This is a genomic window from Sorangium sp. So ce321, assembly GCF_051530195.1.
Lineage (GTDB): Bacteria > Myxococcota_A > Polyangia > Polyangiales > Polyangiaceae > Sorangium.
The window spans coordinates 5,085,687-5,109,398 of record NZ_CP150329.1; the positions used below are offsets into that span (position 1 = coordinate 5,085,687).

The 23,712-nt window shown below is 67.4% G+C and carries 12 protein-coding genes; 8 read left to right on the forward strand and 4 right to left on the reverse strand.

From position 1 onward, the window contains the following. Positions 1-190: 190 nt before the first annotated feature. Genes WME89_RS19245 through WME89_RS19265 form a run of 5 tightly spaced genes read left to right on the forward strand, consistent with a single transcriptional unit; the run spans position 191 to position 16,477 of the window. On the forward strand, positions 191-1,438 hold the full coding sequence (locus WME89_RS19245; RefSeq protein WP_438010572.1) for an MDR family MFS transporter: 1,248 nt from the start codon (positions 191-193) through the stop codon (positions 1,436-1,438). After that, complete coding sequence (locus WME89_RS19250) at positions 1,354-7,023, forward strand: amino acid adenylation domain-containing protein (RefSeq protein WP_438010573.1); 5,670 nt, start codon at positions 1,354-1,356, stop codon at positions 7,021-7,023. Before WME89_RS19245 ends, WME89_RS19250 begins: the two co-directional genes overlap by 85 nt. A gap of 11 nt (positions 7,024-7,034) precedes the next feature. Further along, a complete protein-coding gene (locus WME89_RS19255) occupies positions 7,035-10,220 on the forward strand; it encodes a non-ribosomal peptide synthetase (protein WP_438010574.1) in 3,186 nt (1,061 codons plus the stop codon). Then, positions 10,210-12,969 (forward strand): non-ribosomal peptide synthetase, encoded by a 2,760-nt coding sequence (locus WME89_RS19260; protein WP_438010575.1) that lies wholly within the window; start codon positions 10,210-10,212, stop codon positions 12,967-12,969. Before WME89_RS19255 ends, WME89_RS19260 begins: the two co-directional genes overlap by 11 nt. A gap of 13 nt (positions 12,970-12,982) precedes the next feature. Beyond that, positions 12,983-16,477 (forward strand): amino acid adenylation domain-containing protein, encoded by a 3,495-nt coding sequence (locus WME89_RS19265; RefSeq protein ID WP_438010576.1) that lies wholly within the window; start codon positions 12,983-12,985, stop codon positions 16,475-16,477. Between the two features lie 39 nt (positions 16,478-16,516). On the opposite strand, the gene WME89_RS19270 is transcribed toward WME89_RS19265, so the two are convergent. The 4 genes from WME89_RS19270 to WME89_RS19285 all read right to left on the reverse strand — a co-directional run bounded on the left by WME89_RS19270 (position 16,517) and on the right by WME89_RS19285 (position 18,505). Beyond that, positions 16,517-16,972 carry a hypothetical protein gene (locus WME89_RS19270; RefSeq protein WP_438010577.1) on the reverse strand — a complete coding sequence of 152 codons (456 nt, stop codon included), beginning with the start codon at positions 16,970-16,972 and terminating at the stop codon, positions 16,517-16,519. A 29-nt stretch (positions 16,973-17,001) separates the two neighbouring features. After that, positions 17,002-17,610 (reverse strand): MbtH family NRPS accessory protein, encoded by a 609-nt coding sequence (locus tag WME89_RS19275; RefSeq protein WP_438010578.1) that lies wholly within the window; start codon positions 17,608-17,610, stop codon positions 17,002-17,004. A 24-nt stretch (positions 17,611-17,634) separates the two neighbouring features. Then, positions 17,635-18,186, reverse strand: a complete 552-nt coding sequence (locus WME89_RS19280) for an ankyrin repeat domain-containing protein (protein ID WP_438010579.1) — start codon at positions 18,184-18,186, stop codon at positions 17,635-17,637. Between the two features lie 97 nt (positions 18,187-18,283). Continuing rightward, a complete protein-coding gene (locus WME89_RS19285; protein WP_438010580.1) occupies positions 18,284-18,505 on the reverse strand; it encodes a hypothetical protein in 222 nt (73 codons plus the stop codon). Between the two features lie 1,009 nt (positions 18,506-19,514). On the opposite strand from WME89_RS19285, the gene WME89_RS19290 reads away from it, so the two are divergent. From WME89_RS19290 to WME89_RS19300, 3 genes are all read left to right on the forward strand, one after another. Continuing rightward, entirely contained in the window at positions 19,515-20,765 is a 1,251-nt protein-coding gene (locus WME89_RS19290; protein ID WP_438010581.1) for a DUF2169 family type VI secretion system accessory protein, read from the forward strand. 37 nt (positions 20,766-20,802) lie between these two features. Further along, a complete protein-coding gene (locus WME89_RS19295) occupies positions 20,803-21,129 on the forward strand; it encodes a hypothetical protein (RefSeq protein ID WP_438010582.1) in 327 nt (108 codons plus the stop codon). 153 nt (positions 21,130-21,282) lie between these two features. Then, complete coding sequence (locus tag WME89_RS19300) at positions 21,283-23,682, forward strand: type VI secretion system Vgr family protein (protein ID WP_438010583.1); 2,400 nt, start codon at positions 21,283-21,285, stop codon at positions 23,680-23,682. The last annotated feature ends 30 nt before the right edge of the window (positions 23,683-23,712 follow it).

The following is a 23,712-nucleotide window of genomic DNA, read 5'->3' on the forward strand; positions in this document are numbered from 1 at the left end:
CGCTTCAGCGCGCTCGTCGACGAGCGCCGCTCGTAGGCGCGTCGCAACCGAACGAGATCCATCGCATGCAGGCGCGTGCGCGGACACGAAATGGGGACTGGGCACCGGAATCGATTCGGTGTAGGGTTGTTTGGCGTTGCGAACCCAACCGTACCGGAGAGGCTCCGCCGGCGGGCCACAGATCTGATGTATGAACCCCTGGCGTAGTCTCAAGGGGCTGCCAGCCTCGCTGTTCGTGCTCGCGTTGGCTGCCTTCGTCAACCGCGCGGGCTCGACGGTGATGCCGTTCCTGGTGCTGTACCTCACGAGCAGTCTGGGGGTCACGGCAGAGATGGCGGGTGGAATCCTCGCGACCTACGGGGCCACCGCGCTGGTGGCCTCGCCGCTGGGCGGGCGGCTCTGTGATCGCTTCGGGGCACGGCAGGTGCTGGTCGGCTCGCTGGTGCTCTCGGGCGTGGTGATGCTGCTCTATCCGCTGGCGCACACGGTGCCTGTGCTGCTGGTGGCGACAGTGCTGCTGTCGCTGGTGGTGACATCATTTCGGCCAGCCAGCATGGCGCTGGTCGGGCAGCTGGCGCCGGAAGACAAGCGCAAGCAAGCATTCGCGCTGCAGCGGCTGGCGGTCCACCTGGGCTTCAGCATCGGGCCGGCGCTGGGGGGTCTTCTGGCCGCGCACTGGTTCGCGGGGATCTTCATCGTCGATGGGGTGACCTCGCTGTTGTCCGCAGCGCTGGTGGTGGCGTTCCTGCCGGCCGCGCTCACCGGCGCCGCCGGGAAGCCGCAGCTCGCCGTGAAGCCGTCGGAGCCGGTCCAGGAGGCCGAGACGAGCGGAGGCGAGCCGAAGGCCGACGAGGCCCCGGAGCGGCGGGCGTACGGCGATCCGGAGTTCTTGCGCTTCTGCATGGGGCTCTTGTGCATCGCGCTCGTGATGTTCCAGATGGACGCTGCGCTGCCGATCTTCGTGACGCGCGAGCTGGGCTTGGGCGCGAACATGTTCGGCCTGCTGTTCACCATCAACACGGTGATCATCATCGTCGTCGAAGTGCCGCTCAACGTCTGGCTGGAGCGCTGGTCTCATCGCCGTGCCATGGTGAGCGGAGCCTTGCTCACCACGCTCGGGTTCGCCGCGACGGGGCTGGCAACCGGCTTCGGGGGAATCGCCGCCTGCGTGGCGGTGTGGACCGTCGGGGAGATGATCCTGTTTCCTTCCAGCTCCGCATACGCCTCGCAGAGGGCGCCAGCAACGCGCGCCGGCGAGTACATGGGGCTCTACACGATGGCCTTCAGCGTCGCGTTCATGATCGCGCCATGGGGCGGTGTGGCGATCTTGGATCGCCTGGGAAGCGACGTGCTGTGGCTCTGCACGCTGGTCATCGGGCTGCTCGGCACCCTGTTGTTCGCGACGGTGCCTCCGCCCGAGCCCGAACCCCGGCGGTGAGCGGCCGTGTTGCCCGCCCAACGGAACATTGGTACAGTTCGGCACCTGCGTGGGCCAGTGGGAGCGAGAGCCCAGCGGTCGCGCGTACCCTTTACATATTCACTGTACGTTCCCCCATGACATACCTGCCCGAGAACCTGTCGACGTTGGTCGACGTGCTGCGCTGGCGTGCCGACCACCAGCCGGATCGGACGGCGTTCACATTCCTCGTGGACGGTGGGGGGTACGAAGCACACCTGAGCTACGAGCAGCTGGATGCTCGATCGCGATCGATCGCAGCCAGCCTGCAGGCATTACATGCCGAGGGTGAACGTGCGCTCTTGCTGTTTCCGCCCGGGCTCGATTTCATCTGCGCCTTCTTCGGCGCGCTCTATGCAGGCGTCATTGCAGTTCCCTGTCAACCCCCGCGACCGGGGGGGGCGATCCGCCCGTTCCAGGCCATCCTGAGCGACACGGGGGCGAGATACGTGCTCGGGACGTCGGAGCTGTCGGCGCGCTCGATCCGGGCGCTCGAGGGCACGATCGCCGACACGCACCTCCGGTGGCTCGCCACCGACGACCGCGCCCGGCTCGCGGATCCCGACGACTGGGCGCGCCCGGACATTCGTGGCGAGACCCTCGCCTTCCTCCAGCACACGTCGGGTTCGGTGAGCCGGCCCAGGGGCGTGCAGGTCAGCCATCGCAACCTGCTCTCCAACGAGAGGATGATCGCCACGGCCTTCGAGCACGACGAAGACTCGACCGTCGTCGGTTGGCTGCCGATATACCATGACATGGGCCTCATCGGTAACGTGCTGCAGCCGGTCTACGTCGGCTCGCGCTGCATCCTCATGCCCCCGGCGTCCTTCCTGCAACGTCCAATGAGCTGGTTGCAGGCCATCTCGCGCTATCGAGCGCGGACCAGCGGCGGCCCCAATTTTGCGTACGATCTATGTGTGGACAAGATGGTCCCGGATCAATGCGTCGAGCTGGATCTGAGCTGCTGGACCCTCGCATTCAACGGGTCCGAGCCCGTGCATGCCCAGACGCTGGATCGGTTCTGCACGGCGTTCGCCGGGCACGGGTTCCGCCGTCAGGCCTTCTACCCTTGTTACGGCCTTGCCGAGGCCACCTTGCTGGTCACCGGAGGCCGGAGGTCGACACCGCCCGTCTCGCTCCACGTCGACAAGGAGCTCCTCTCGTCGGGCCGCGCGACGTCGCGACCGCCGGACGACGCGAAGGCCGTCCCCGTGATCGGCTGCGGGCGAGACCTCCTCGACGAGACGGTGACCATCGTCGACCCGGAGACATCGCGGCCGTGCGCAGCCGACCAGGTCGGTGAAGTCTGGGTGGCCGGGAGCAACGTCTGCAGCGGGTACTGGAACAACCCCGAGCAAACCGCAGATGTGTTCGGCGCGCGAGTGACGGACGCGAGCGGCACCAGCGGGCCCTACTTGCGCACGGGCGATCTGGGGTTCCTGCACGAAGGCCAGCTGTTCATCGTCGGCCGGCGCAAGGACGTGATCATCATTCGTGGCCGGAACTACTGGCCGCAGGACCTCGAGCGAACCGCCACCCGCTGTCATCCGTCCCTCCGCGCCGGCCGTGGGGCGGCGTTTTCGATCGAGGAGGGGACGCAGGAGCGTCTCGTGCTCGTCCTCGAGCTCGCACGCCGCCGGCGCTCGGCGCCGGCCGTCGAGGAGGAGCTATTCCAGACGATCCGGGCGGCGATCTCGCTCGAGCACGAGCTGCAGGTCCACACGGTGGTGTTGGTCGACGCTGGCACGATCCCGATCACCAGCAGCGGCAAGGTGCGACGCCGACTCTGCAAGCAGATGCTGTCGAACGGCGAGCTGAGCGTCGCCGGCAGGGATCTGGCGACGCCCCAGGGCGTGGAGCGACCTGCGGCGAGACTGACCCGCGAAGCGCTCATCGCGACGGAGAGCAGTCGGCGGCTTGCGCTCCTCGAGTCGTACCTGGTCGCGTCCGTCACGGATTTGCTCCACCGGCCGCTGGCTCGGGTCCCCGTCGACGCATCCCTGGCCGCGCTGGGGCTCGATTCGCTCTCCGTGATGGAGCTGGGACATCGCCTCCAGGTCGACCTGGGCGTCACCCTGGCGATCTCGTGCTTGTACGAGACGAGCGGGCTGTCGGCGATCGCACGGGTCGTTCTGGAGCGGATTGCCGCCACGCCGTCCCGTTCGAACGACGCGGCCTCGAGCGGCGACGGCCACGACGTCGACGCACCGATGTCGCATGGCCAGAGGGCGCTTTGGTTCCTGCAGCGTCTGGCTCCCCACGGCACTGCGTACAACATCACCGTCGCCGCCGCGATCCGCGGCGAGCTGGACGCCGAGTGGCTCCGAAGGGCATTCCAGCAGCTCGTCGATCGTCATGCATCGCTCCGCTCGACGTTCGACTCCGAGCGAGGTGAGCCCGTCTGCACGATCCACGAGACGCAAGAAGTGTGCTTCATCCATCGAGCCGGCTTCGAAGGTGGCCAGGAGCTGACAGAAGCACAGATGGTGGAAGGGGCGCGGCACGCCTTCGACCTGCAGAAGGGGCCGCTGCTGCGCGTCACGGTCTTCACGAAGTCCCCGCGGAGCCACGTGCTGGTGCTGACGGCCCACCACTTGATTGCGGACTTCTGGTCCTTGGCGCGGCTGCTGCGCGAGCTGAACGTGATCCACGCCGCGGAGGCGTCCGGAGCGCCCGCATCGCTGCCTTCCCCGACGACGACCCATGCGGACCACGTCGCCCGCCAGCGTCGACTCCTCAAGGGCGAGCGTGGCGAGCAGCTCGAGCGGTTCTGGCGTGCCCAGCTCGCGGGGCAGCAGTTCGATTTGAGCCTCCCCCTGGACCGCCCACGAACGAGCCAGCCGCCGCGCGTGGAGGCGCAGCTCTTCGAGCTCTCGCCTCGCACCACCGCGCAGCTCGGGCGCCTGGCGCAGCGTCACGATGCCAGCCTGTACACGGTGCTGCTCGCGGCCTGGCAAGTGCTGCTGTTTCGCATCTGCCGTCAGGAGCGCTTCACCATCGGCTCGTTGACGTCGGGACGACACGCCGGTGAGCTCGCGGACGTCATCGGCTACTTCGTCAATCCCGTCGTGCTTCCCTCCGATGTGAGCGGCGACCCCAGCATCGACGAGCTCGTCGCTGCGGCAAGGAAGACGGTCGTATCCGTGCTGGCCCACAGCGAGTATCCGTTTCCGCGGCTGGTCGAGGAGCTCGGTCCCGCGCGCAACTACGGGCGGGCGCCGCTCTTTCGCACGATGCTCAACTGGCAGCAGTCACCTCTCCGCGCGCATCCGGGGCTGACGGCCCTGGCGCTGGGCTGTCGGGGCGGAGAGATCGAGCTCGGGCCGCTGACGCTGGAGTCCCTTCCCGTGCGGCGCGAGCGCATCGACGTCGACCTGGAGATGGAGCTCGGCGAGATCGGCGGGCGGTTGCAAGGGCTCCTGGTGTACGACGCGAACCTCTTCGACGCTTCGAGCATCGACTGGATGGTCGGCTACTTCAGCGAGCTCACGAGCCACATGGCCGAGGAGCCACGGCAGCGGATCTCTTCGCTGCCGGTCGTCTCACGCCCCGCGACGCGCAGGACGTCGCCTCCCGAGCGACGGGCCGGCCCCTGCGAGCGAACGCTGAACGATCTGCTTCGGCAGCAAGTGGAGCGTACGCCCGACAAGATCGCGCTGGTCGGCGGCGACACCTACTCGAGCTACTCCGCTCTGGCTCGGCAGGTCGAGCGAGTGGCCAACTCGATCGCGGAGCTCCGCGCCAGGAGCTCGCGATCCGCCGCCGAGGCCCCGGCCAGCGAGGAACCGGGAGGCCGCGAGCTCGGGCGCCTCCCGCTGGTCGCCCTCCTGCTCCAGCGGAGCCCGCATTTCGTGGTGAGCGCGTTCGGGGTCCTCGAGTCCGGCAACGGATTCGTTCCCCTGGACTCCCGGGACCCCGTCGAGCGACTGCAATTCATGCTGGCGGACTGCGGGATCGATGTCCTCGTCACCGAGCAGGCTCTGCTGGGTAAGGCGATCGAGCTGTGTCGCGGGTGCCCCGGCGTTCGCGACGTCATCGTGCTGGACGTGGCAGCGGGCCCGGTCGAGACCGGCGCGGAGGTGCGCGTCCACGGGCTCGACGAGATTGCACGCTGCACGACCGCGTCGACCCGGACGGCGACCGTCGCCGAGCAGGTTGCGTATGTGGTCTACACGTCGGGGACGACCACGGGCGTTCCGAAGGGGGTGCCGATCACGCATGCCAATCTCGTTCCGCTGGTCGAGTGGCACCGCGACCACCTCTCGTCGAACGAGAGCGCACGGACGATGCAGACGCTCTCGGTCTCGTTCGACGTCGGGCTATGGGAGGTCCTGGGGACGGTCTTGTCCGGCGGGACGCTCTACCTCGAGGAGGAGCTGGTCCGGCTCGGCCGGCATCGCTACATCGACTACGTAAACCGGCACGGGATCAACACGATCAACGCCACTCCGACGTTCATCCGGGAGCTGCTCGACGGCGATTGCCTGACCTCGGTCGGTGTCATCATGCTGATCGGCGAGACGCTGGAGAAGGAGCTGCTCGCCCGCATCTTCGAGCGCGTGCCCGGCGACTGCCGCGTGATCAATGCGTACGGGCCGACAGAGGCGACCGTCTTCGCCACCATGCAGCCCACGGATCGCGCGTCGAGCGGCCGTTTCTCGCACAGCAACAGCGTTCCCATCGGAACCGTCACCGCGGACAGCACGGTGTATCTGCTCGATGCCGCGGCAGAGGCGGCTCCGCCGGGCGTTCCCGGCGAGATCTACATCGGCGGGCCCGGCATCGCCCTCGGCTATCTGAATCGGCCGGAGCTGACGGCGGCGCGTTTCCTCCCCGACCACTCGGGTACCAAGCCCGGGGCGCGGCTCTACCGGACCGGAGACATGGCCATCGGCCTGGCCGACGGCACCATCGAGTTCCTCGGCCGGATCGACCTGCAGGTGAAGATTCGAGGCTTTCGCGTCGAGCCCCAGGAGGTGGAGGCGGCGCTCAAGCAGCACCCCGCCGTGTTCGAAGCGGCCGTGCTGCCGATGGATGGGCCTGGCGGAGACAAGCAGCTCTGGGCGTACATCGTGGCGCGGCCGGGGCATCGGGTCGTGGCCGGCGAGCTGCTCCAGTTCGCGCGCCGACGGGTCCCCGACTACATGATCCCGGCCGTCTTGAGCCTGGTGGATAGCTTGCCGCGCACGAGCAGCGGAAAGCTCGACCGTCGCGCCATCGAGCAGTTCACGGGGACTCGCCTGGAGGCGCTCGGCTCCTCCGAGCCGCCGCGAACGGACCTGGAGAAGCTGGTGGCCGACGCCTGGCGGGAGGAGCTGGAGGTCGACCGAATCGGGCTGGATGACAACTTCTTCGATCTGGGCGGCCATTCGCTCATGGCGTCGAGGGTGCATGCCCGCCTGGTGGAGCACCGGGGACAGGACTTTCCGCTGGCCATCCTGTTCGAGTACACGGACACGCGATCGCTGGCCGCCTATTTGAGCCGCGCGGCCGTCGAGGCGACGTCGTACGACGAGGCACTCGACGCACCGTCGGGCTCCGCGGCCGGTTTGAGGGGGAAACGCTAGTGGCAACGGGCATGACCAACGTCCTCTCGTACAGCCAGGAGCGGTTCTGGTTCCTGCATCGGCTCGATCCCGGCTGCGCCTACTATCACGAGTGCGCCCCCGTGCGCGTTCGAGGTCTGCTGAACCCGCGGCTCCTGGAGTCGAGCCTGGCGGAGGTCATCCGTCGCCACCATGTGCTCCGCAGCCGGTTCGAATTCCGCGAGGGGCGCCCGACGCAGCATGTGAGCTCGCGTGTCGAGTTCGTCTGTCCGCTGATCGATCTCAGCCACCTTCCCGCCGGAGAGCGAGACCAGGTCTTGCGGGAGCTGGCTCTGAAGGGCGCACAGCGACCGTTCGACCTGGAAGCCGATCTCCCGATGCGAGCGACGCTGCTGCGCTGCAACGAGCGCGAGCATGTCTTGCTGCTCATCCTGCATCACATCGTCTCCGATACCTGGTCGCTGGGGGTGATCCTCACCGAAGCCGACGCCTTGTACCGCGCGTGGCGCCAGGGCGCTCCGTCCTCACTGCCGGAGCTGACCCTTCAGTATGCGGAGGTCGCCGAGCGGGAGCGACAGCGCGTCGAGCAGCTCGAGAAGGAGCGCGCCTTCTGGCAAGCGCAGCTCGCCGGCGTTCCCACGTCGCTCGGGTTGCCCACCGACCGTCCGCGACCACGGATCCCCAGCGTTCGTGGCGCGCGGGAAGAGTTTGGCCTCTCCGGTCCGCTGAGCACGCGGGTCCGGTCGTTGGCTCGCCACCAGGGCGCCACCCTGTTCATGACGCTGCTGACCGCCTTCGAGGTCCTGCTCCACCGCCATAGCGGCGCAACGGACGTGGTCGTCGGCTCACCCCTCGCGAATCGAAGGCACCTGAAGACCGATGCGATGGTCGGACCGTTCGTCAACGTCCTCCTGCTGCGGTCGGACCTGTCGGGCGACCCGAGCTTTCGCGAGCTGATGGCGAGGGTGAAGGCCACGTGTGTGGCTGCCTACAGCCACCAGGACCTGCCGCTTCAGCTCGTCATTCGACAGACACCGGAGCTCCACGGCACGCAGGCGCATCCGTTTCAGGTCATGTTCGTCGTGCAGAACGCAAAGTTGCCCGAGCTGCGTCTGGGTGGCCTGGAATTGCGGGTCATGGATCTGGACAAGCGGAGCGCGGTCTTCGACCTGGACATGCAAGTGTGGGACGGGACGTCTCATCTTTACGGCTGGCTTCACTACCGGACGGAGCTGTTCGATGCCACCACCATTCGCCGACTGCTGAGCAGCTTCGAGACGTTGTTGCAGGGCGCCGTGGACGACCCGGATTGCCCGATCTCCCGGCTGCCGCTCCTGTCTTCGGAGCAGCTACACCGGCAGCGGTTCCAGTGGAACGACACGCGCATCGAGTCACCGGAGAGCCGATGCCTCCATGAGCGGATCGAGGAGCAGGCTCGAGCGACACCCGATGCCGTGGCGGTCGTCTTCGAGGACGAGGTCGTCACCTACCGGGAATTGAACCGCCGGGCCAACCGGCTGGCGCGCCACCTCCGCTCGCTCGGCGTGGGACCGGATGTGATCGTGGGCGTGTGCATGGATCGCTCGGTCGAGCTCGTGGTCGCCTTGCTGGGGATCCTCAAGGCCGGCGGCGCCTACCTTCCCCTGGACCCGTCATACCCGGCCGAGCGCCTTGCTTTCATGGTGGAGGATGCCCGGCCGAGCTGCGTCCTGGCGGATCGTCCCCGCGGCGATGTGCGGTTCGAAGTGACCGTCGTCGACGATCGGGCGCTCGCGGGCTGGGATGATGCCGATCCGTGTAGCGGCGCGAGCGCTTGGAACCTGGCCTACGTCCTCTACACCTCGGGGTCCACCGGCATCCCCAAGGGAGTGGCCGTGGCCCATCGAGCGATTGCCAACCGTCTGACGTGGATGCAGCGAGCGCATTGCTTGAGCGTGAGCGATCGCGTGCTGCAGAAGTCACCGTTCACTTTCGATGTCTCCGTATGGGAGCTGTTCTGGCCGCTCCTGGCCGGTGCGACGCTCGTGATGGCCAGACCCGGTGGGCATCGAGACGGTGGCTACCTCGTCGACGCCATTCGACGGCACCAGGTCACCACCCTGCACTTCGTTCCCTCCATGCTGGCCGCATTCCTCCAGACACGGCACGTGGAGGCATGCCGCACGCTGCGGCGCGTGTTTTGCAGTGGCGAGGCCTTGTCGGCGGAGCTCGCGCACGAATTCTCCGCTCGTCTCGAGGTTCCTCTGCACAACCTCTACGGTCCGACCGAGGCGGCGGTCGACGTGACCGCGTGGTCGTGCGGGAGCGACGACGCCGTCGTCCCGATTGGGCGCCCGATCGACAACACGCAGGTCTATGTCCTCGACGAGCACCTGCAGCTCGTGCCGGTCGGGTTGCGCGGCGAGCTCTACATCGGTGGGGTCCAGCTGGCTCGCGGATATCTCCGGCGTCCGGATCTGACGGCGGAGCGATTCGTTCCCGATCTGCTCGGCGATGGGCCCGGCGAACGCCTGTACCGTACCGGCGATGCCGTGAGCTACGCCGCCGACGGCAACATCGTGTTCATCGGGCGGCTCGATCGTCAGGTCAAGTGGAATGGCGTTCGCGTCGAGCTGGGTGAGATCGAAGCCGAGCTGGAGCGTCACCCGTCGGTCCAGCGGGCGATCGTGGAGATCCGGCCCGGTGCGCGGCAGACCCTCCAGCTCGTTGCCTATGTGCTGCAGCAAGCCGGGCCGGCGCTGCACCCCGGCGAGCTGAAGCGGTTCCTCAGGCTCCGCTTGCCCGAGGTGCTGCTCCCGACGACGATCGCCGTCCTCGATCAATTCCCGCTCCTCCCCAGCGGAAAGGTGGATCGAGCGGCGCTGGCGCAGGCGCTCGGGAGCCTCGACGACGGCGGCGAGGGGGGAGCTGCGAAGCACGTCTCACCCGCGACGGAGCTGCAGCGTCGCATCCTGGAGGTCTGGCGAGAGCTGTTTGGCACGAGCCAGATCGGGATCGACGACAACTTCTTCGCCCTGGGCGGGCACTCCATGTTGGCGGTACAGTTCGTCAACAAGATGTACAAGGAGTACGGCATCGACATCTCCGTGAGCTTGCTGTTCGAGGTGCCCACGATTGCCGGTCTGTCGGAGGCCGTGGAGACGGCCCTGTGGGCGGCCGGCAGCCAGCGGTCGGAGGCGAGCGATGGTGACGAGCACTCTGTCGAATATGAGATCTGACGAGCCCGAGCGATCAACAGCGCGGCGACAGGAGGATTCAGCCATAGCGAACGAACAACAAGACGCTGTCTCGGTTGCCGGGTCGGACGGACCCTGCCTTGCGGCGCAAGAGCGGTACTGGCAGCGAAGGCTGGCCGGCGACGTGCCCATCTTGGACGCCTGCCTGGACGGCATCCGACCGCCCACGAAGGCATACCACCGCGAGGAGCTGAGCATTTGCTTCTCCGAGAGCACGACCGAGCGCATTCACGAGCTCTGCCGGCAGCGGGGGTGCAGCCTGCTGGTCTTGCTGCTGGTGGGGGCGAAGGCCGTATGGGTGCGTCACGGTGCCGAGGAGAGCCTCGTGATCGGATCGGCGACCGTCTCGAGCAGGAGCGGCTCCTCGGGGGAAGAAGGGCCCAGCTATACGAACATCGTCCCCCTGTGCACCGACCTGTCCGGCAATCCGACGGTCGCGGAGTGCCTCGAGCGGGCAGCCACGGCCGTGCGCGAGGCGCGGCAGAACAGCGGCTTCCCGTTCGCGCGGATGATTCCGCTGAGCGGGTACGACCTGGCCTCGCCTCGATCACCGATCTTTCAGACCATGCTCCTGGCGTTCGAGCTCTCGGAGCGCTGGACGTCGGCGGACACGGCTCCCCGGCGGGAGGAGATCGCCGAGCACACGGCGGCCTGCGACGCCGTGCTTGTGGCTTCGCACAGCGATCGCCGGCTCACGATAAGCTGCGAGTACGACTCGGAGCTCTTCCGTGAAGATACGATCCGCCGCTACCTCTCGCATCTGCGGATCGTGGTCGAGGGGATGCTCGAGTCGCAAGAGCGCCGCCTGCTCGATCTGCCGATGCTCGATCACGAGGAGGAAGCGCTGGTCCTGCTCGGCTGGAATCAAACGCAGGTGCCCGCGCCCCTCGATCGGACGTTCGTGGAGCTGTTTCAGGAGCGCGTGGCCGAGCACCCTGACGCGATCTGTGCGCAGATGGGGGAAGAGCAGCTCACGTACGACCAGCTGAACCGCTCCGCCAACCGAGTCGCGCACGCGCTGCGCGCGGTGGGCGTGGGGCCCGAGCAGCTCGTCGCGGTGCTTGACGAGCGAGGCCTGAACCTGCTGGTCGTGATCTTGGGGGTCTGGAAGGCCGGCGCGGCCTATGTGCCCCTCGATCCACGTCACCCGTCGAAGCGGCTCGCGGCGATCCTGGAAGGAAGTCGGGCTTCGGTCGCAGTGACCGGCCGGACGCTGGCGCCCTTGCTGCACGAAGCGGGGTCCCAGCTGAGCCGTGAGGCCCGGCCGCGGGTGTTGGTCGCAGAGGAGGTGCTGCGCGGGTCGACGATGGCGGACAATCTCGACGTCGTGGCCGAGCCGGGCTGCCTGGCCTACACCATCTTCACCTCGGGTTCGACGGGCACCCCGAAGGGCGCCATGGTCGAGCAGCGGGGGATGATCAATCACCTCTACGCCAAGATCCGGGAGCTCGAGCTCGGGCCGCGCGACATCGTCGCCGAGACGGCCTCCCAGTGCTTCGACATCTCGGTGTGGCAGTTCATGGCGCCGCTATTGTCGGGAGGCCGGGTTCACGTGGTGGAGGATGCCGTGGCCTACGATCCCATGAGGCTCCTGGAGATCGTCGCGCGCTACCGGATCACCGTGCTGCAGACGGTGCCTTCGTTCTTGCACGTCGTGCTCGGCGAGCCGTGCGCGAGGGCGCTGCCCCTCGGCCACTTGCGATGGCTCATCTCCACCGGTGAAGCGCTGCCACCCGAGCTCTGCGAGCGCTGGTTCCATCGGTACGCCGAGATCCCGCTCCTCAATGCCTACGGTCCCACGGAGTGCTCCGACGACGTGACGCACCACGTGCTCGACGGGCGCGTCCAGGGTGCTTCGGTACCCATCGGACGCCCGCTCGCGAACACGCAGATCTACGTGGTCGACGAGCAGCTCCGGCCTCAACCGGTCGGCGTGCGGGGCGAGCTCCTGGTGGGGGGAGTGGGCGTGGGGCGCGGTTATTGCGGAAGCCCCGACCTGACGGCGGAGGCGTTCGTTCCGAGCCCGTTCTCCGAGCACGCAGGGGCGCGGCTCTACCGAACGCGAGACTCGGCGAGGTGGGCCAGCAACGGTCAGCTCGAATACCTCGGCCGCCTGGACCATCAGCTGAAGGTGCGAGGCTTCCGCATCGAGCCTCGGGAGATCGAGGTCGTCCTCCGTCACTTCGCCGAGGTCCAGGACGCGGTCGTGATGCCTCGCGACGAAGGCGACGGGAACGTGACGCTGATCGCGTATCTGGTCTCGTCGAGACCGCCCCGCATCGCGGACCTCGACGGGTTCGTGCGCGCCCGGCTCCCGGTGTACATGCTGCCTGCGGCCTATGTCGTTCTCGATCGCTTCCCCCGGACCACCAACGGCAAGATCGACCGCCGGGCCCTGCCTGCACCCACGCCTGGAGATCGCCCCACGAGCGACGACTACGAGGCGCCACGCGGCGCGACGGAGGCGGCGCTGGTCGAGAAGTGGGCCGAGCTGTTCGACCTCGAGCGCGTGGGACGGCACGACAACTTCCTCGATCTGGGCGGCCACTCCCTGCTGGCGACGCAGCTCGTCTCCTGGATCTACGAGGTATTCCAGCTCAAGCTGTCGCTGCGCGACGTGTTCGAGGCTCCCTCCGTCGAGCGCCTGGCGGAGCGCATCGATGCGCTCCGTGGAGCTGTCGAGCCGGCCCCCTCGCCCGGCGGAGTCGATGAAGAAGAGATCGTTCTCTGAGTGAGGTAGCTGCATGAGACCCGTTTTCGAGCTGTTGGCGCAGTTGCGGCAGTTGGGGATCAGGATCCGTGTCGAGGGCGATCGGCTGCGGGTGAATGCGCCTGTTGGCGCGCTGACGCCGGAGCTGAAGTCGCAGATCGAGGCGATGAAGCCGCAGCTGCTGGCATTCCTTCGCGACGCGGAGCAGCGCCATGCTCGCGAGCCGGACCGGATCCAGCCCGCCCGCAGCCAGGGGAGAGTCCCGCTGTCCTTCGCGCAGCAGCGTCTGTGGGCGATGGACCGGCTGGGGTCGAAGAGCATGGCGTACGTCACCCAGGTGCCGGTGCGCATCGAGGGGGTGCTCGGCTCGGAGGCGTGGCGTCAGAGCCTGGCCGAGTTCATCCGCCGGCACGACATCCTTCGCTCGACGATCGACGAGGTGGACGGCGAGCCGTGCCAGGGCGTCCGTTATCCACGGCTGGAGGAGGTGCCGCTCGTCGACTTGCGCCATCTCTCGGAGCTGCACCGGACGGAGCTGGTTCAGCGGCTGATCGCGGACGATGCACGCTTTCCGTTCGATCTCACGCGTGGCCCCCTCGTTCGGCGCAAGCTGCTGTGGCTCGGGGAGCGCGAGCACGTGCTGCTGCTCATCTTCCACCACATCGTGGCCGATGGCTGGACGCTGGGAATCCTTGCCAAGGAGCTCTTTGCGCTCTACGAGGCCTATCGGCTCGGTGTACCGTCTCCGCTCCCCGACCTGCCGCTGCAGTTCGGCGACTACGTGGTCTGGCAGCGAGAGCGGCTGCAGGGGGAGCGCCTCGAAGAGCTGGTGTCGTACTGGAAGCGGCAGCTGTCCTCGCTTCCTCCGGTGCTCGATTTGCCCACGGATCGCCCGCGCCCGGTCGTGGAGTCGTTTCGCGGCGCCTCGAAGCCGTTCACCCTGCCCAAGGCGCTCGACGATGCGCTGAGCCGGCTGGCCAGCGCGGAGCGGGTGAGCCGCTTCATGGTCCTGCTGGCGGCGCTGAACGTTCTGCTGCACAGGTACACGAACCAGGAGGACATCGCGATCGGAACGGTCGTCGCCAATCGCAATCGGAGCGAGCTGGAGGACCTGGTCGGCTGCTTCATCAATACGCTGGTGCTGCGCGCCGATCTCGCGGGCGATCCCAGCTTTCGTGACCTGCTCCAACAGTGTCGCCGTGTCGCGCTGGACGCTTTCGACCACCAGGATCTGCCCTTCGACAAGCTGGTCGAGCACCTGCGGCCGGAGCGAAGCCTCAGCCACAGCCCCCTGTTCCAGGTGATGATGATGCTGCAGAACGCGCCGCTGCCCCAGCTGGACCGCACCGGGCTGCGCGTCAGCGCGCTGAACATCGATACCGGCATCGCGCCCTTCGATTTCTCGTTCGCGATATTCGACAGCAAGTCCGGCTGGTCGTTCCCGAGCGAGGGAGCGTCCGAGCACGAGGTATGGCTGGGCACTGCGATCTACAACACGGATCTGTTCGACTCGGCCACCATCGACCGGTTCCTGGCGCACTTTCGCCAGCTGCTGCAGTCGATCACCGAGACGCCGCACGAACGCATCAGCGCGCTCCGCCTGCTCACGCGCGAGGAGGAGGCGGTGTTCAATCGCGCGGCGGCGCCATCGATCGCCGTCCACCCCGGGACGCTCCACGAGCGGTTTCAGAGGCAGGCAGAGCGCACGCCGGACTCCGTGGCCGTCGTGTGCGAGGGGCATCAGCTCACGTACGGCGAGCTCGACCGCCGCTCGAACCAGCTGGCGCACTGCCTGCGAAGAAGAGGCATTGGCCCCGAGGTGCGCGTGGGCCTCTACGTGGAGCGCGGCGTCGAGATGATCGTGGGGGTGCTGGGGATCCTGAAGGCGGGTGGAGCCTATGTGCCGCTGGACCCCGCGCACTCGAGCGAGCGCACGGCGCGGATCATCCAGGAGACCCGCCTTGGGCTCGTGCTGACGCAACGCGCTCACGAGGGTACGTTGCGGGCGGAGGAGCCCGCCCCGGCGACGCTGCTCCTGGACGATGACTGGCCGACCATCGCGCGGGAGTCGACCGAGAGTCCGAGCACGGGCGTGAGCGACGACAACCTCGCGTACGTGATCTTCACGTCGGGCTCCACCGGGAAGCCCAAGGGGGTCCTGGTCTCCCACGCGAACGTGGTCCGCCTGTTCGAGGCGGCGGCCCCGTTGTTCGAGCCAGGCACGGAGGACGTCTGGACGCTGTTCCATTCCATCGCCTTCGACTTCTCTGTCTGGGAGATCTGGGGCGCGCTGCTGCACGGCGGCAGGCTGGTGGTCGTTCCCCACCTCTCGAGCCGCTCTCCGGAGGTGTTCCTGCAGCGATTGCGGGAGGAGCGGGTCACCGCCCTCAGCCAGACGCCCTCGGCCTTCATTCAGCTCGCGAACCAGGTGAAGGAGAGCCGCCCGAAGCTCGCGACGCGGTTCGTCGTGCTCGGCGGCGAGCGCCTCGATCCCTCGGAGCTGCGTCCGTGGTGCGAGACTTACGGGGACGAGCTCCCGCGACTCATCAACATGTACGGCATCACGGAGACGACCGTCCATGTCACCTATCGCCGCTTGAAGCGCGGCGAGCTGAGCGCGGGGCGAAGCCTGATCGGCGAGCCGCTGCCTGGTGCGAGCGTCCACGTGCTCGATCGGCGCGGACGGCCGGCTCCTGTCGGAGTCGCGGGCGACGTGTACGTGGGGGGCGGTGGTCTCGCCCGGGGGTATCTCGATCGGCCCGACCTCTCCGCCGACGCCTTCGTTCCGTGTCCCTTCCAGCGAGCTCCGGGCGCCCGGATGTACAGGTCTGGCGACGTTGCGCGCTGGTCGTCCAGCGGCGAGCTCGAGTATCTGGGGCGCAACGACGAGCAGGTCAAGATACGGGGGTTCCGCATCGAGCCCCAGGAAGTGTCGGCCGCGCTCTGCGAGCATCCCAGGGTTGCGAAAGCCGTGGTCGTCTGCCAGAGGGACGCACGGCACGAGCAACGCTTGGTGGCCTATTTCGTGGCCAGCGCCGGTGAGGTCCCGTCCACCGGCGAGCTCTCGCGCTTCTTGTCGATGAAGGTTCCGGAGTACATGGTCCCGTCCGCCTATGTGGCCCTGGAAGCGCTTCCCTTGACGGGCAACGGCAAGATCGACCGCCGTGCGCTTCCGGCGATGGAGCCCATCGCGGTTGACCCCGACCAGACGTACGAGCCGCCCCGAACGCCGCTGGAGACGTACTTGGCCGCCGCCGCTGCCGAGATCCTGGGGCTCGACCGGGTCGGCGTGACCGACGACTTCTTCAAACGAGGCGGTCACTCCTTGCTGGCCGCGAAGCTGATCACGAAGGTCCGTCAGCGCGGCATTCAGCTCTCCCTTCGAGTCCTGTTCAAGGATCCCACCGTGCGAGGGATGGCCCAAGCCGTCGAGCAGGACGCCCCCCGCAGCGTGAAGCCGGCGTCGATTCCACGGGTGTCACGGGAGGCCTACTCGGTCACCTTGCCACCCCGCAAGCTACGCGAGTGAGGGCTCCGTGCCGGCGCTCGGCTGCCCCATGGCACCCCGTCAGGCTTGGTCGCGCTCGTGCGAGCGAGCATCGACCTCCAGCGGGGCGTCGTCGTACCCGAAGGTCAGCAGCTGATCGAGGTACACGGGCAGGAACGCAGCGATCGAGCCTGCCGCTTCATATTGCTGCACGTGCCTACACTCGTGAGAGACCAGTCGGTTGGTGACGTGGCCGTTCATCAAGTAGATGCCGTACCCGAAGGTGATGCCGATCATCGTCGGCCCCAGCAGGCCGAGGTCCACCGCGGTCTCTCGCAGCTCGACGTCCGCGGGGGCCGGCACTCGATTCACCTCGCAGACTCGCACGAGCTCCGGCCGGGTGACTCCGACCGCGATCGCCAGCGGGAGTTGCTGCGGGCTCAACGGCGCACCCCTGGCGCAGATCTCCTGCGACTGGGCCTCGGCCCACGCGATGGCGCGAGGGAGCAGGCGCGAAAGCACGGGATGCTGCCGCACGCTCGACGCCCGCCTCGGGGGAACCGTCCTCATTCCACCCGCACGAGCTTGCCCCGGCCTGCCAGTGTCTCGAGCTCCAGGTCGGCGACGCAGCGGACCTTCACGTAGTTGAGCGTGAACACGCCCTCGAGATGAACGCCTCCGGTGCCCTTGTCGAAGTCGGCCCGACCGAGGTCGGAGGCGTCTCGGTCGACGCTGAATCCGAACAGCGTGCCACCCCGTGTGTCGGTGAACTTGACGTGTACGAAGCCACAACGGAGGGCCTCGTTGAGCTGCTCGACAGACCTCTCGGGCTGGAGCCACGCCTCGACGGGATGCTCCCCGTTGGACAGGAACTCGACCAGGTCGTCCTGAGGAGCTTTCGGCGTCTTGCTTGCCTCCTCGAGCCTCCGGGCCTCTGCTCGCTCCAGCTCCGGTCGTTGGGCCTCCAGCTCCGCCATCTTCTTGCGAAGGCTGAGCGGTCGCATGTCGGTCCATACCTCGCGGACGTACTCCAGACACTCCGACTTGAGGCCGCTCTTGCCGACGGCCTGCCAGCCGAGGGGGACGTCCCGGTGCTTCGGCCAGATCGAGTACTGCTCTTCTTGATTGACGACGACGTCGTAGATCGTCTTGTCGTCCTCTTGTTCAGGGTTCATTCGGATCAGCCGCTTCCGTCGGTTTCAATGCTCGATGGGCATCAAATCGAAGTCGTCCGGCACCTCGAAGCTCAAGATGTCACGGCAGAATGCCTGCCATTGTGGTGACACGTCACTCATGACGACATCTTCACCGTGGAACATCGAGCGCGTGACCGTGAGGTCCTGGTGGACGAAGACCACGGTGTCGTCCTCACCAGGGGGTCCGTTCTCGGTCCAGCCCGGGAACTCGCGCAGGGCACGAAGGTGATAGGCCCTGCAATAGGGCTTGGGGGCCCTGGGCCTGCCGCTGGCGAGCGCTTCGGCATCGGCCAGGTAGCGCGCCACGGCCCTGCGACCGGCGGCCACGGCGATGTCGTAGGGTGTCCGGTTGTCGCAGCCGGTCAAGGTCACGTCTGCACCACCGGCTTCGACCAGGAGCTTGACTATGGCCAAATTGCCGCTACCGGCGGCGTAGCTCAGAGGAGTCCACTTCTGTTCGTTGCCGTGGATATTGACGTTGACCCCAGAGTCGATCAACGCCTGAACGGCAGCCGCGTCACCGTGCTTGACGGCTTCGATCAGCGGTTCATCCATTGTGAGCAACGGTGGGATGGTGGCTCGTGGGCCTGCTCTGCAGGCCCGCTGCCGGTGGACGATCGAGCTCGCGGAGTGCCCAGCTGAACAGCTGGCGTCACTTCGCCTTCAGCATGAAGTCCTTCTTTTCCCATCCCATCTTCGGTGCTTCTTCACCCTTGTCACGGGATGCGTGGTCGCTGGCGATGGCCTTCATCTGCAGTCTTGTCAGGTAGGCAATGGCTTCATTGACGGCATGCGCGTGCCCATACTGACTGGCTGCGAACTCGATGATGTCGTCGCCGAGTGACCCCGTCACCTTGATCTGCAGTGTCGCCATTTCGTCACCCCTCCAGGATGAGAGTTTCTGTCAGGGCCGCGAACCGTTCGAGCGCCCCTGTCTATGCACAAAATCGCTGGTCCACAGCTTAGGTCAGGGGGGTCACGGCCGTCAAGTCATTTTTTTTCGTCCCTTTGCGGCGTTTTTCTGCTCGTAGAGCCCTGTTGGCGCCGGATGGAAGGTCGGCTCGATAGCCGCTGGGCGCCCCGGTCAGAGCAGCGCGGCCAATGCCTCCAGCTCATGCCCCTACCTCCCAATCCACCATCGCCGTATTTTGGTACGTGAACCCGCGGACCAAGAAGCGCGAGACCGCGACGCGCGAGGTCGCTCCCGAGCGGGCGGGGACGCCTGGGCCGCCCGACGACAAGAGCGCGGTCACCATCGAGCGGGAGCGTCCGCGCGGGACTCGCGTTCGCCAGAGCGCCGAATAGATTGAAAATCGTCTGAATCCAATAGGCGGCGCTGCCGCCTGCATCTGCCGCTGGGCGGCCTCGAGGTTCTGGATCGCTGCTCCGCGCCGGAGGTCGAACAAGCTTCTCCTGGCGCCGATGGAGCGCGCGCTGTGCCCTTTTCGCGCTGCGATGTGGGCGAGCGCATGCTCTACAGCTGTCCGCTGCCGGAGCGCGGTCAGCTCCGTCTGGAGAGCGCATATCCACGCGTCGACGTCGCCCGGCGTGATCATGACGAGTGCCATGCTGGCGAATGGGGAGTCCTCGAAGCTCCACGGCTTCCGCCTCACGTCGCGGCCGTCCGAGCAAGGCGGGCTCGAGGTGGAGCTCACGGGCGAGCGGTCCGGCCCGCGTGACGCTTGAACGCCCGAGCGCAGGCGTGCGGGGACGCTGCTGCTCGACCCGCCGGCGACGAGATGCGCCGTGCGCCGGCGCTTCGGTCACACATAGATCGCGAGACTGCCACGCGCTCTTCACACAAGAGGGGGTACTCAACATGTGAGGCGATTCATGGTGCCGAGGCGAGCCATGGCCGGGAGCGGTTGTCGGAGAGCACGATCATGAGCGCGCTCCCGCGCGGCGCCGTGACGCCGCTGAAAGGCGCCGCGGCCACCGCGATCGCCTGGCGCACGCAGGGCCGGCACTACATCACCGTCATCGCCAAGGCGAGCTTCGCCTTCGCGACCGACGCGGTGATGTGGCGGACCGATCCGCAGGAGATCCTCCGCGCCGAGGTCCACCATGGCAAAAACCCGGCGCGGAGCGTCCGCTGGAGCGGGGACCTCGCGCCCTACCTCGGTCGCGCCGATGTGGTCTTCACCGGCGACGCGCACGCTCCGCGCGGCACCGAGGTCCAGTCCTTGCCGGTGCGGCTCGCGGTCTACAGCGCGGGCGGCTGGGTGCTCGACAAGCGCCTCCTCGTCCGCGACAAGGGCCCTTTCCGGCAGATACCCCTCGTGTACGAGAGGGCGGTTTGCGGTGCGGACGGATGGGAGAATCCGTTCGATAGGGAGCCGATGGACGGCCCGGCCAATATCCTCGACCTCCAGGATCCCGCACGCCCCGCTGGCTTCGCGCCGCTCGCGCGCGCCTCGCCGGTGCGCCGTCGGCTGCTCGGCAGCACGCCTCGCAAGGCGCTCGAGGGGCCGGACGCCGACATCCCCGCGGGCTTCGACTGGTCGTACTTCCAGGCGGCGCCCGCGGACCAGCGGATCGCATTCCTGCAAGGCGATGAGTGGATCGTGCTCGAGCACCTGAATCCGGCGGCTCCACGGCTTCAGATGCGCTTGCCCGGCGCGCGCGGGGTGGCGCGGATCCGGGGGCTCGCCGACTCCGCTGCGGCAGACGGCGAGCTGCTCGAGCTCAACGCCGACACGCTTCGCATCGACGGCGTCGAGCAGCGCTGCACGGTCGTGTGGCGCCGGATCTTCCCCGTCGCCGACGAGGACGCCCTCGCGGCGGTGCGGATCGATCCCTGGCGCGCCCTGGTCCGGCGAGCGCGCCGCGCGGGCGCCTTCCGCGTCCGTGGGACCCGCGACCTCCGCGCTGACGGCGGCGGCGCCGGCGTGCTTCGAGGCTCCCCTCGACGCCACCGGGGTCCCGGGGCTCGTCTCGGAAGCGTCCGAGCAGCCGGCCGCGTCTCGCTTTTTTCACGAGCTCCGACGCGAGGGCGACGAGGTCCCGGGGCCGCTCCCGCCGCTCGGCGAGGGCGACGAGGTCAGCATCGAGCGGTGCGCGATCGTCGCGGCGGAGCTCGCGGAGCGGCCGGTCCCCCGGGCCGACGTGCTCCGCGCGCACGGCCTCTCCGATGAGCGCTGGGAGCAGGCCGATACGCGATGGCAAGAGGCGATGGCGGAGGAGGCCCGACGCCGCGAGCGACCGCTCCGCGATCGGTTCGATGCAGCCTATCTCGCCGCCTGGGAGGCCATCCGCGGCGTTTTGCATCCGACCGATTATGCGCGACTGGTCGTCGCGACCGAGCGCTACGGTGCCGCCGCGGCGCTCGATCCGCTCGCCATTCGACGCACAGTGTGGACGCAAATGAAGCGGCTCTGGGCCAGGCGGCTCGCCGGCGATCCGCGCCTGAGAGCGCGCGTCGAGGCCGAGATCGCGACGTTGCGCGGAGCGCCGCGGCAGCCCGCGGACGGCGACGCCCCGGCGGCGCAGGCCGGCTGAGCCGCGCGATGCGATGTCGGGCGTGCGGTTCGCACGACGGCGACGCGCCGTCGTGACATACAATCATTGCTTTGCTTTCCAGAAATCGCCTCTATAGTCGACGATCTTCCGGCGCCAGGAGCTAACGCGCACCGACAACGGGGAATTACAATCATGCAAGATGCGTTCACCGTCAGCGGCAGGGCGCTCCCTGCCGCCACGCGGGTCGTTGGCTTTCGAGGGACAGAGGGGCTGTCGAAACCGTACGTCTTCGAGATTTATCTCGTGACGACGAACTACGTGGGCCAGGATCTCGACCTCGCCGACGCTGTGGGCACGAAGGCGACACTCCGCCTCTCCCCGTCGGACGGCGAGGCTCCCTTCCTCGTGAACGGTATCCTCGCGACGGTGGAGCTCGTCCACGCGTTTGGCGAGCGCTCCGTCTTCCGCGCTGTGCTCGTGCCGCAGCTCTGGAAGCTCACCGTCTCCCTGCATAGCCGGGTCTTCACCGACCAGACGGTGCCCGACATCATCAAGACGGTGCTTTCGGGCGCTGGGGTCTCGGATTACGAGCTCAGGCTGATCGGCAGCTACAAGCCGCAGGAACACGTGTGCCAGTACCGCGAGAGCGACTTCGACTTCATCTCGCGGTGGATGGAGCGCGAGGGGCTCTATTATTACTTCGAGCAAGGGGAGGGCGGGGAGACGCTCATCATCACCGACGACAAGGGCGTCCACGCCCCGCTCGGCCAGAAGGCGGTCCGGTATGTCCCGCAGTTCGGCGAGGACAGGGCCAAGGGAGAGGTGCTCTGGACCTTCACGTGCCGGCACACGTCGATGCCGTCCAGGGTCCGCATGAGCGACTATGATTACAACAATCCCGCGATCGAGATCTCCGGCAGGGCGCCCGTCGCGGCGAACGGGCTCGGCGAGATCAGCGTCCACGGCGCGCGTTTCTTCACGCCGGCCGAGGGCAGCCGCCTCGCGGCCGTGAAGGCCCAGGAGCTGCTCGCGGGCCAGGTCGTCTACCACGGCACCGGGGCGGCGTTCACCATGCGCCCCGGGTACACGTTCGAGCTCGAAGAGCATCCGAGGCCGGCGTTCAATTCGGCTTATCTGGCCACCGAGGTCGAGCACTGGGGCAACCAGACGGGCTGGGCGCCCGAGCTGATGCAGCTCATCGGGCTCACCTGGGACGATGTGTATCGGATGGAGGTCACGGCCGTCTCCTCGACCGTCCAGTACCGGGCGCCGCAGCGGACGCCGTGGCCTCGTATCTACGGGACCGAGCACGCCGTCGTCGACGGCGCGGCGGACAGCGAGTACGCCCAGATCGACCAGTACGGTCGCTACGCGGTCAAGCTGAGCTTCGATGAGAGCAACCTCCGGGGCGGCAAGGCCTCGACCTGGGTGCGCATGCTCCAGCCGCACGGCGGCGGCACCGAGGGGTTCCATTTCCCCCTCCGCAAGGGCACCGAGGTGATGTGCACCTTCCTCGGCGGGGATCCGGACCGCCCCGTCATCGCCGGCGTCGCCCCCAACGCGCTCACGCCGAGCCCCGTCACCTCGGCCAACAGGACGAGGAACGTCATCCAGACCGGGGGCAGGAACCGCATCGAGCTCGAGGATCAGGCGGGCGCGCAGCGCATCACGGTCAGCACACCGACCGAGAACACGATACTGCGCATGGGCGCGCCCAACGATCACCACAACTTCATCTCCAGGACGGACGGTACCGCCCTGATCCAGACGGGCAGGTCGCTCGAGATCAAGGCGGGCAGCTGGAGGAAAGATAACGTCACCGATCAAATGGAGACCGAGGTCGGCGGTTACCTGAAAGAGACCGTCACCGGCGCCGTCACCCTCGAGTACAAGGACACGAAGACCGAGACCGTCACGAACGCCGTCACGGAGATTTACAAGGGCACGAAGAGCGAGACGGTCACCAAGCCCGTCACGGAAACATATCTGGACACCCAGACCACCACGGTCGCCAACCTGCGCAAATCCGATCACGGTACCGAGGAGACGATCGTCCACGGGACGGTCACCGAGACGTACGAGGGCCATCACAAGACGACGGTGACGACGGGCGGCCGGTACGAGGAGACCACCGGCCTTCAGCACCAGAAGTTCAACGATGGCTGGAAGGTCGAGATCCCGGGCGGCAACGTCGAGCACATCGCGACGGGTGACTATAATATCGAGGCACAGCACTTCAGAGCGAAGGCCAAATCCGACTACCGCGAGATCCAGGGCGTCAGAATTCAAAACACCTTCGGTGGCCTGATCAACCTCACCTACGGCTTCGGCACCCTGAACGTCGTCGCCCCGCAAAGGACAGAGCTGGTCGCGGGATTGAAGCTGGATGTCATCGTCGGGATGAAGGCGGAGGCGATCCTCGGCGTCAACGTCAAGAACGCAAATTTGGTGGTAAACCGCAACTTCCTCGAGGTCTGGCAGAAGGGCGTCGAGGTGGGTAGCTCAGCGGTGACGGTCACCAGGCATGCTGCGGCGAGGGTGACCTCGACGGGGGCTCAGATCTGGCAATCCTTCATCCACATGTTCCACTAGCGCGGCGCCCAGCAGAAGACCGCGGAAGCC

Excerpts from the sequence above, each read along its gene's own strand:
- WME89_RS19245 (WP_438010572.1), top strand. The coding sequence starts at position 191 with ATGAACCCCTGGCGTAGTCTCAAGGGGCTGCCAGCCTCGCTGTTCGTG.
- WME89_RS19255 (WP_438010574.1), top strand. The coding sequence starts at position 7,035 with ATGACCAACGTCCTCTCGTACAGCCAGGAGCGGTTCTGGTTCCTGCAT.
- WME89_RS19260 (WP_438010575.1), top strand. The coding sequence starts at position 10,210 with ATGAGATCTGACGAGCCCGAGCGATCAACAGCGCGGCGACAGGAGGAT.
- WME89_RS19265 (WP_438010576.1), top strand. The coding sequence starts at position 12,983 with ATGAGACCCGTTTTCGAGCTGTTGGCGCAGTTGCGGCAGTTGGGGATC.
- WME89_RS19275 (WP_438010578.1), bottom strand. The coding sequence starts at position 17,610 with ATGAACCCTGAACAAGAGGACGACAAGACGATCTACGACGTCGTCGTC.
- WME89_RS19280 (WP_438010579.1), bottom strand. The coding sequence starts at position 18,186 with ATGGATGAACCGCTGATCGAAGCCGTCAAGCACGGTGACGCGGCTGCC.
- WME89_RS19285 (WP_438010580.1), bottom strand. The coding sequence starts at position 18,505 with ATGGCGACACTGCAGATCAAGGTGACGGGGTCACTCGGCGACGACATC.
- WME89_RS19290 (WP_438010581.1), top strand. The coding sequence starts at position 19,515 with ATGAGCGCGCTCCCGCGCGGCGCCGTGACGCCGCTGAAAGGCGCCGCG.
- WME89_RS19295 (WP_438010582.1), top strand. The coding sequence starts at position 20,803 with ATGGCGGAGGAGGCCCGACGCCGCGAGCGACCGCTCCGCGATCGGTTC.
- WME89_RS19300 (WP_438010583.1), top strand. The coding sequence starts at position 21,283 with ATGCAAGATGCGTTCACCGTCAGCGGCAGGGCGCTCCCTGCCGCCACG.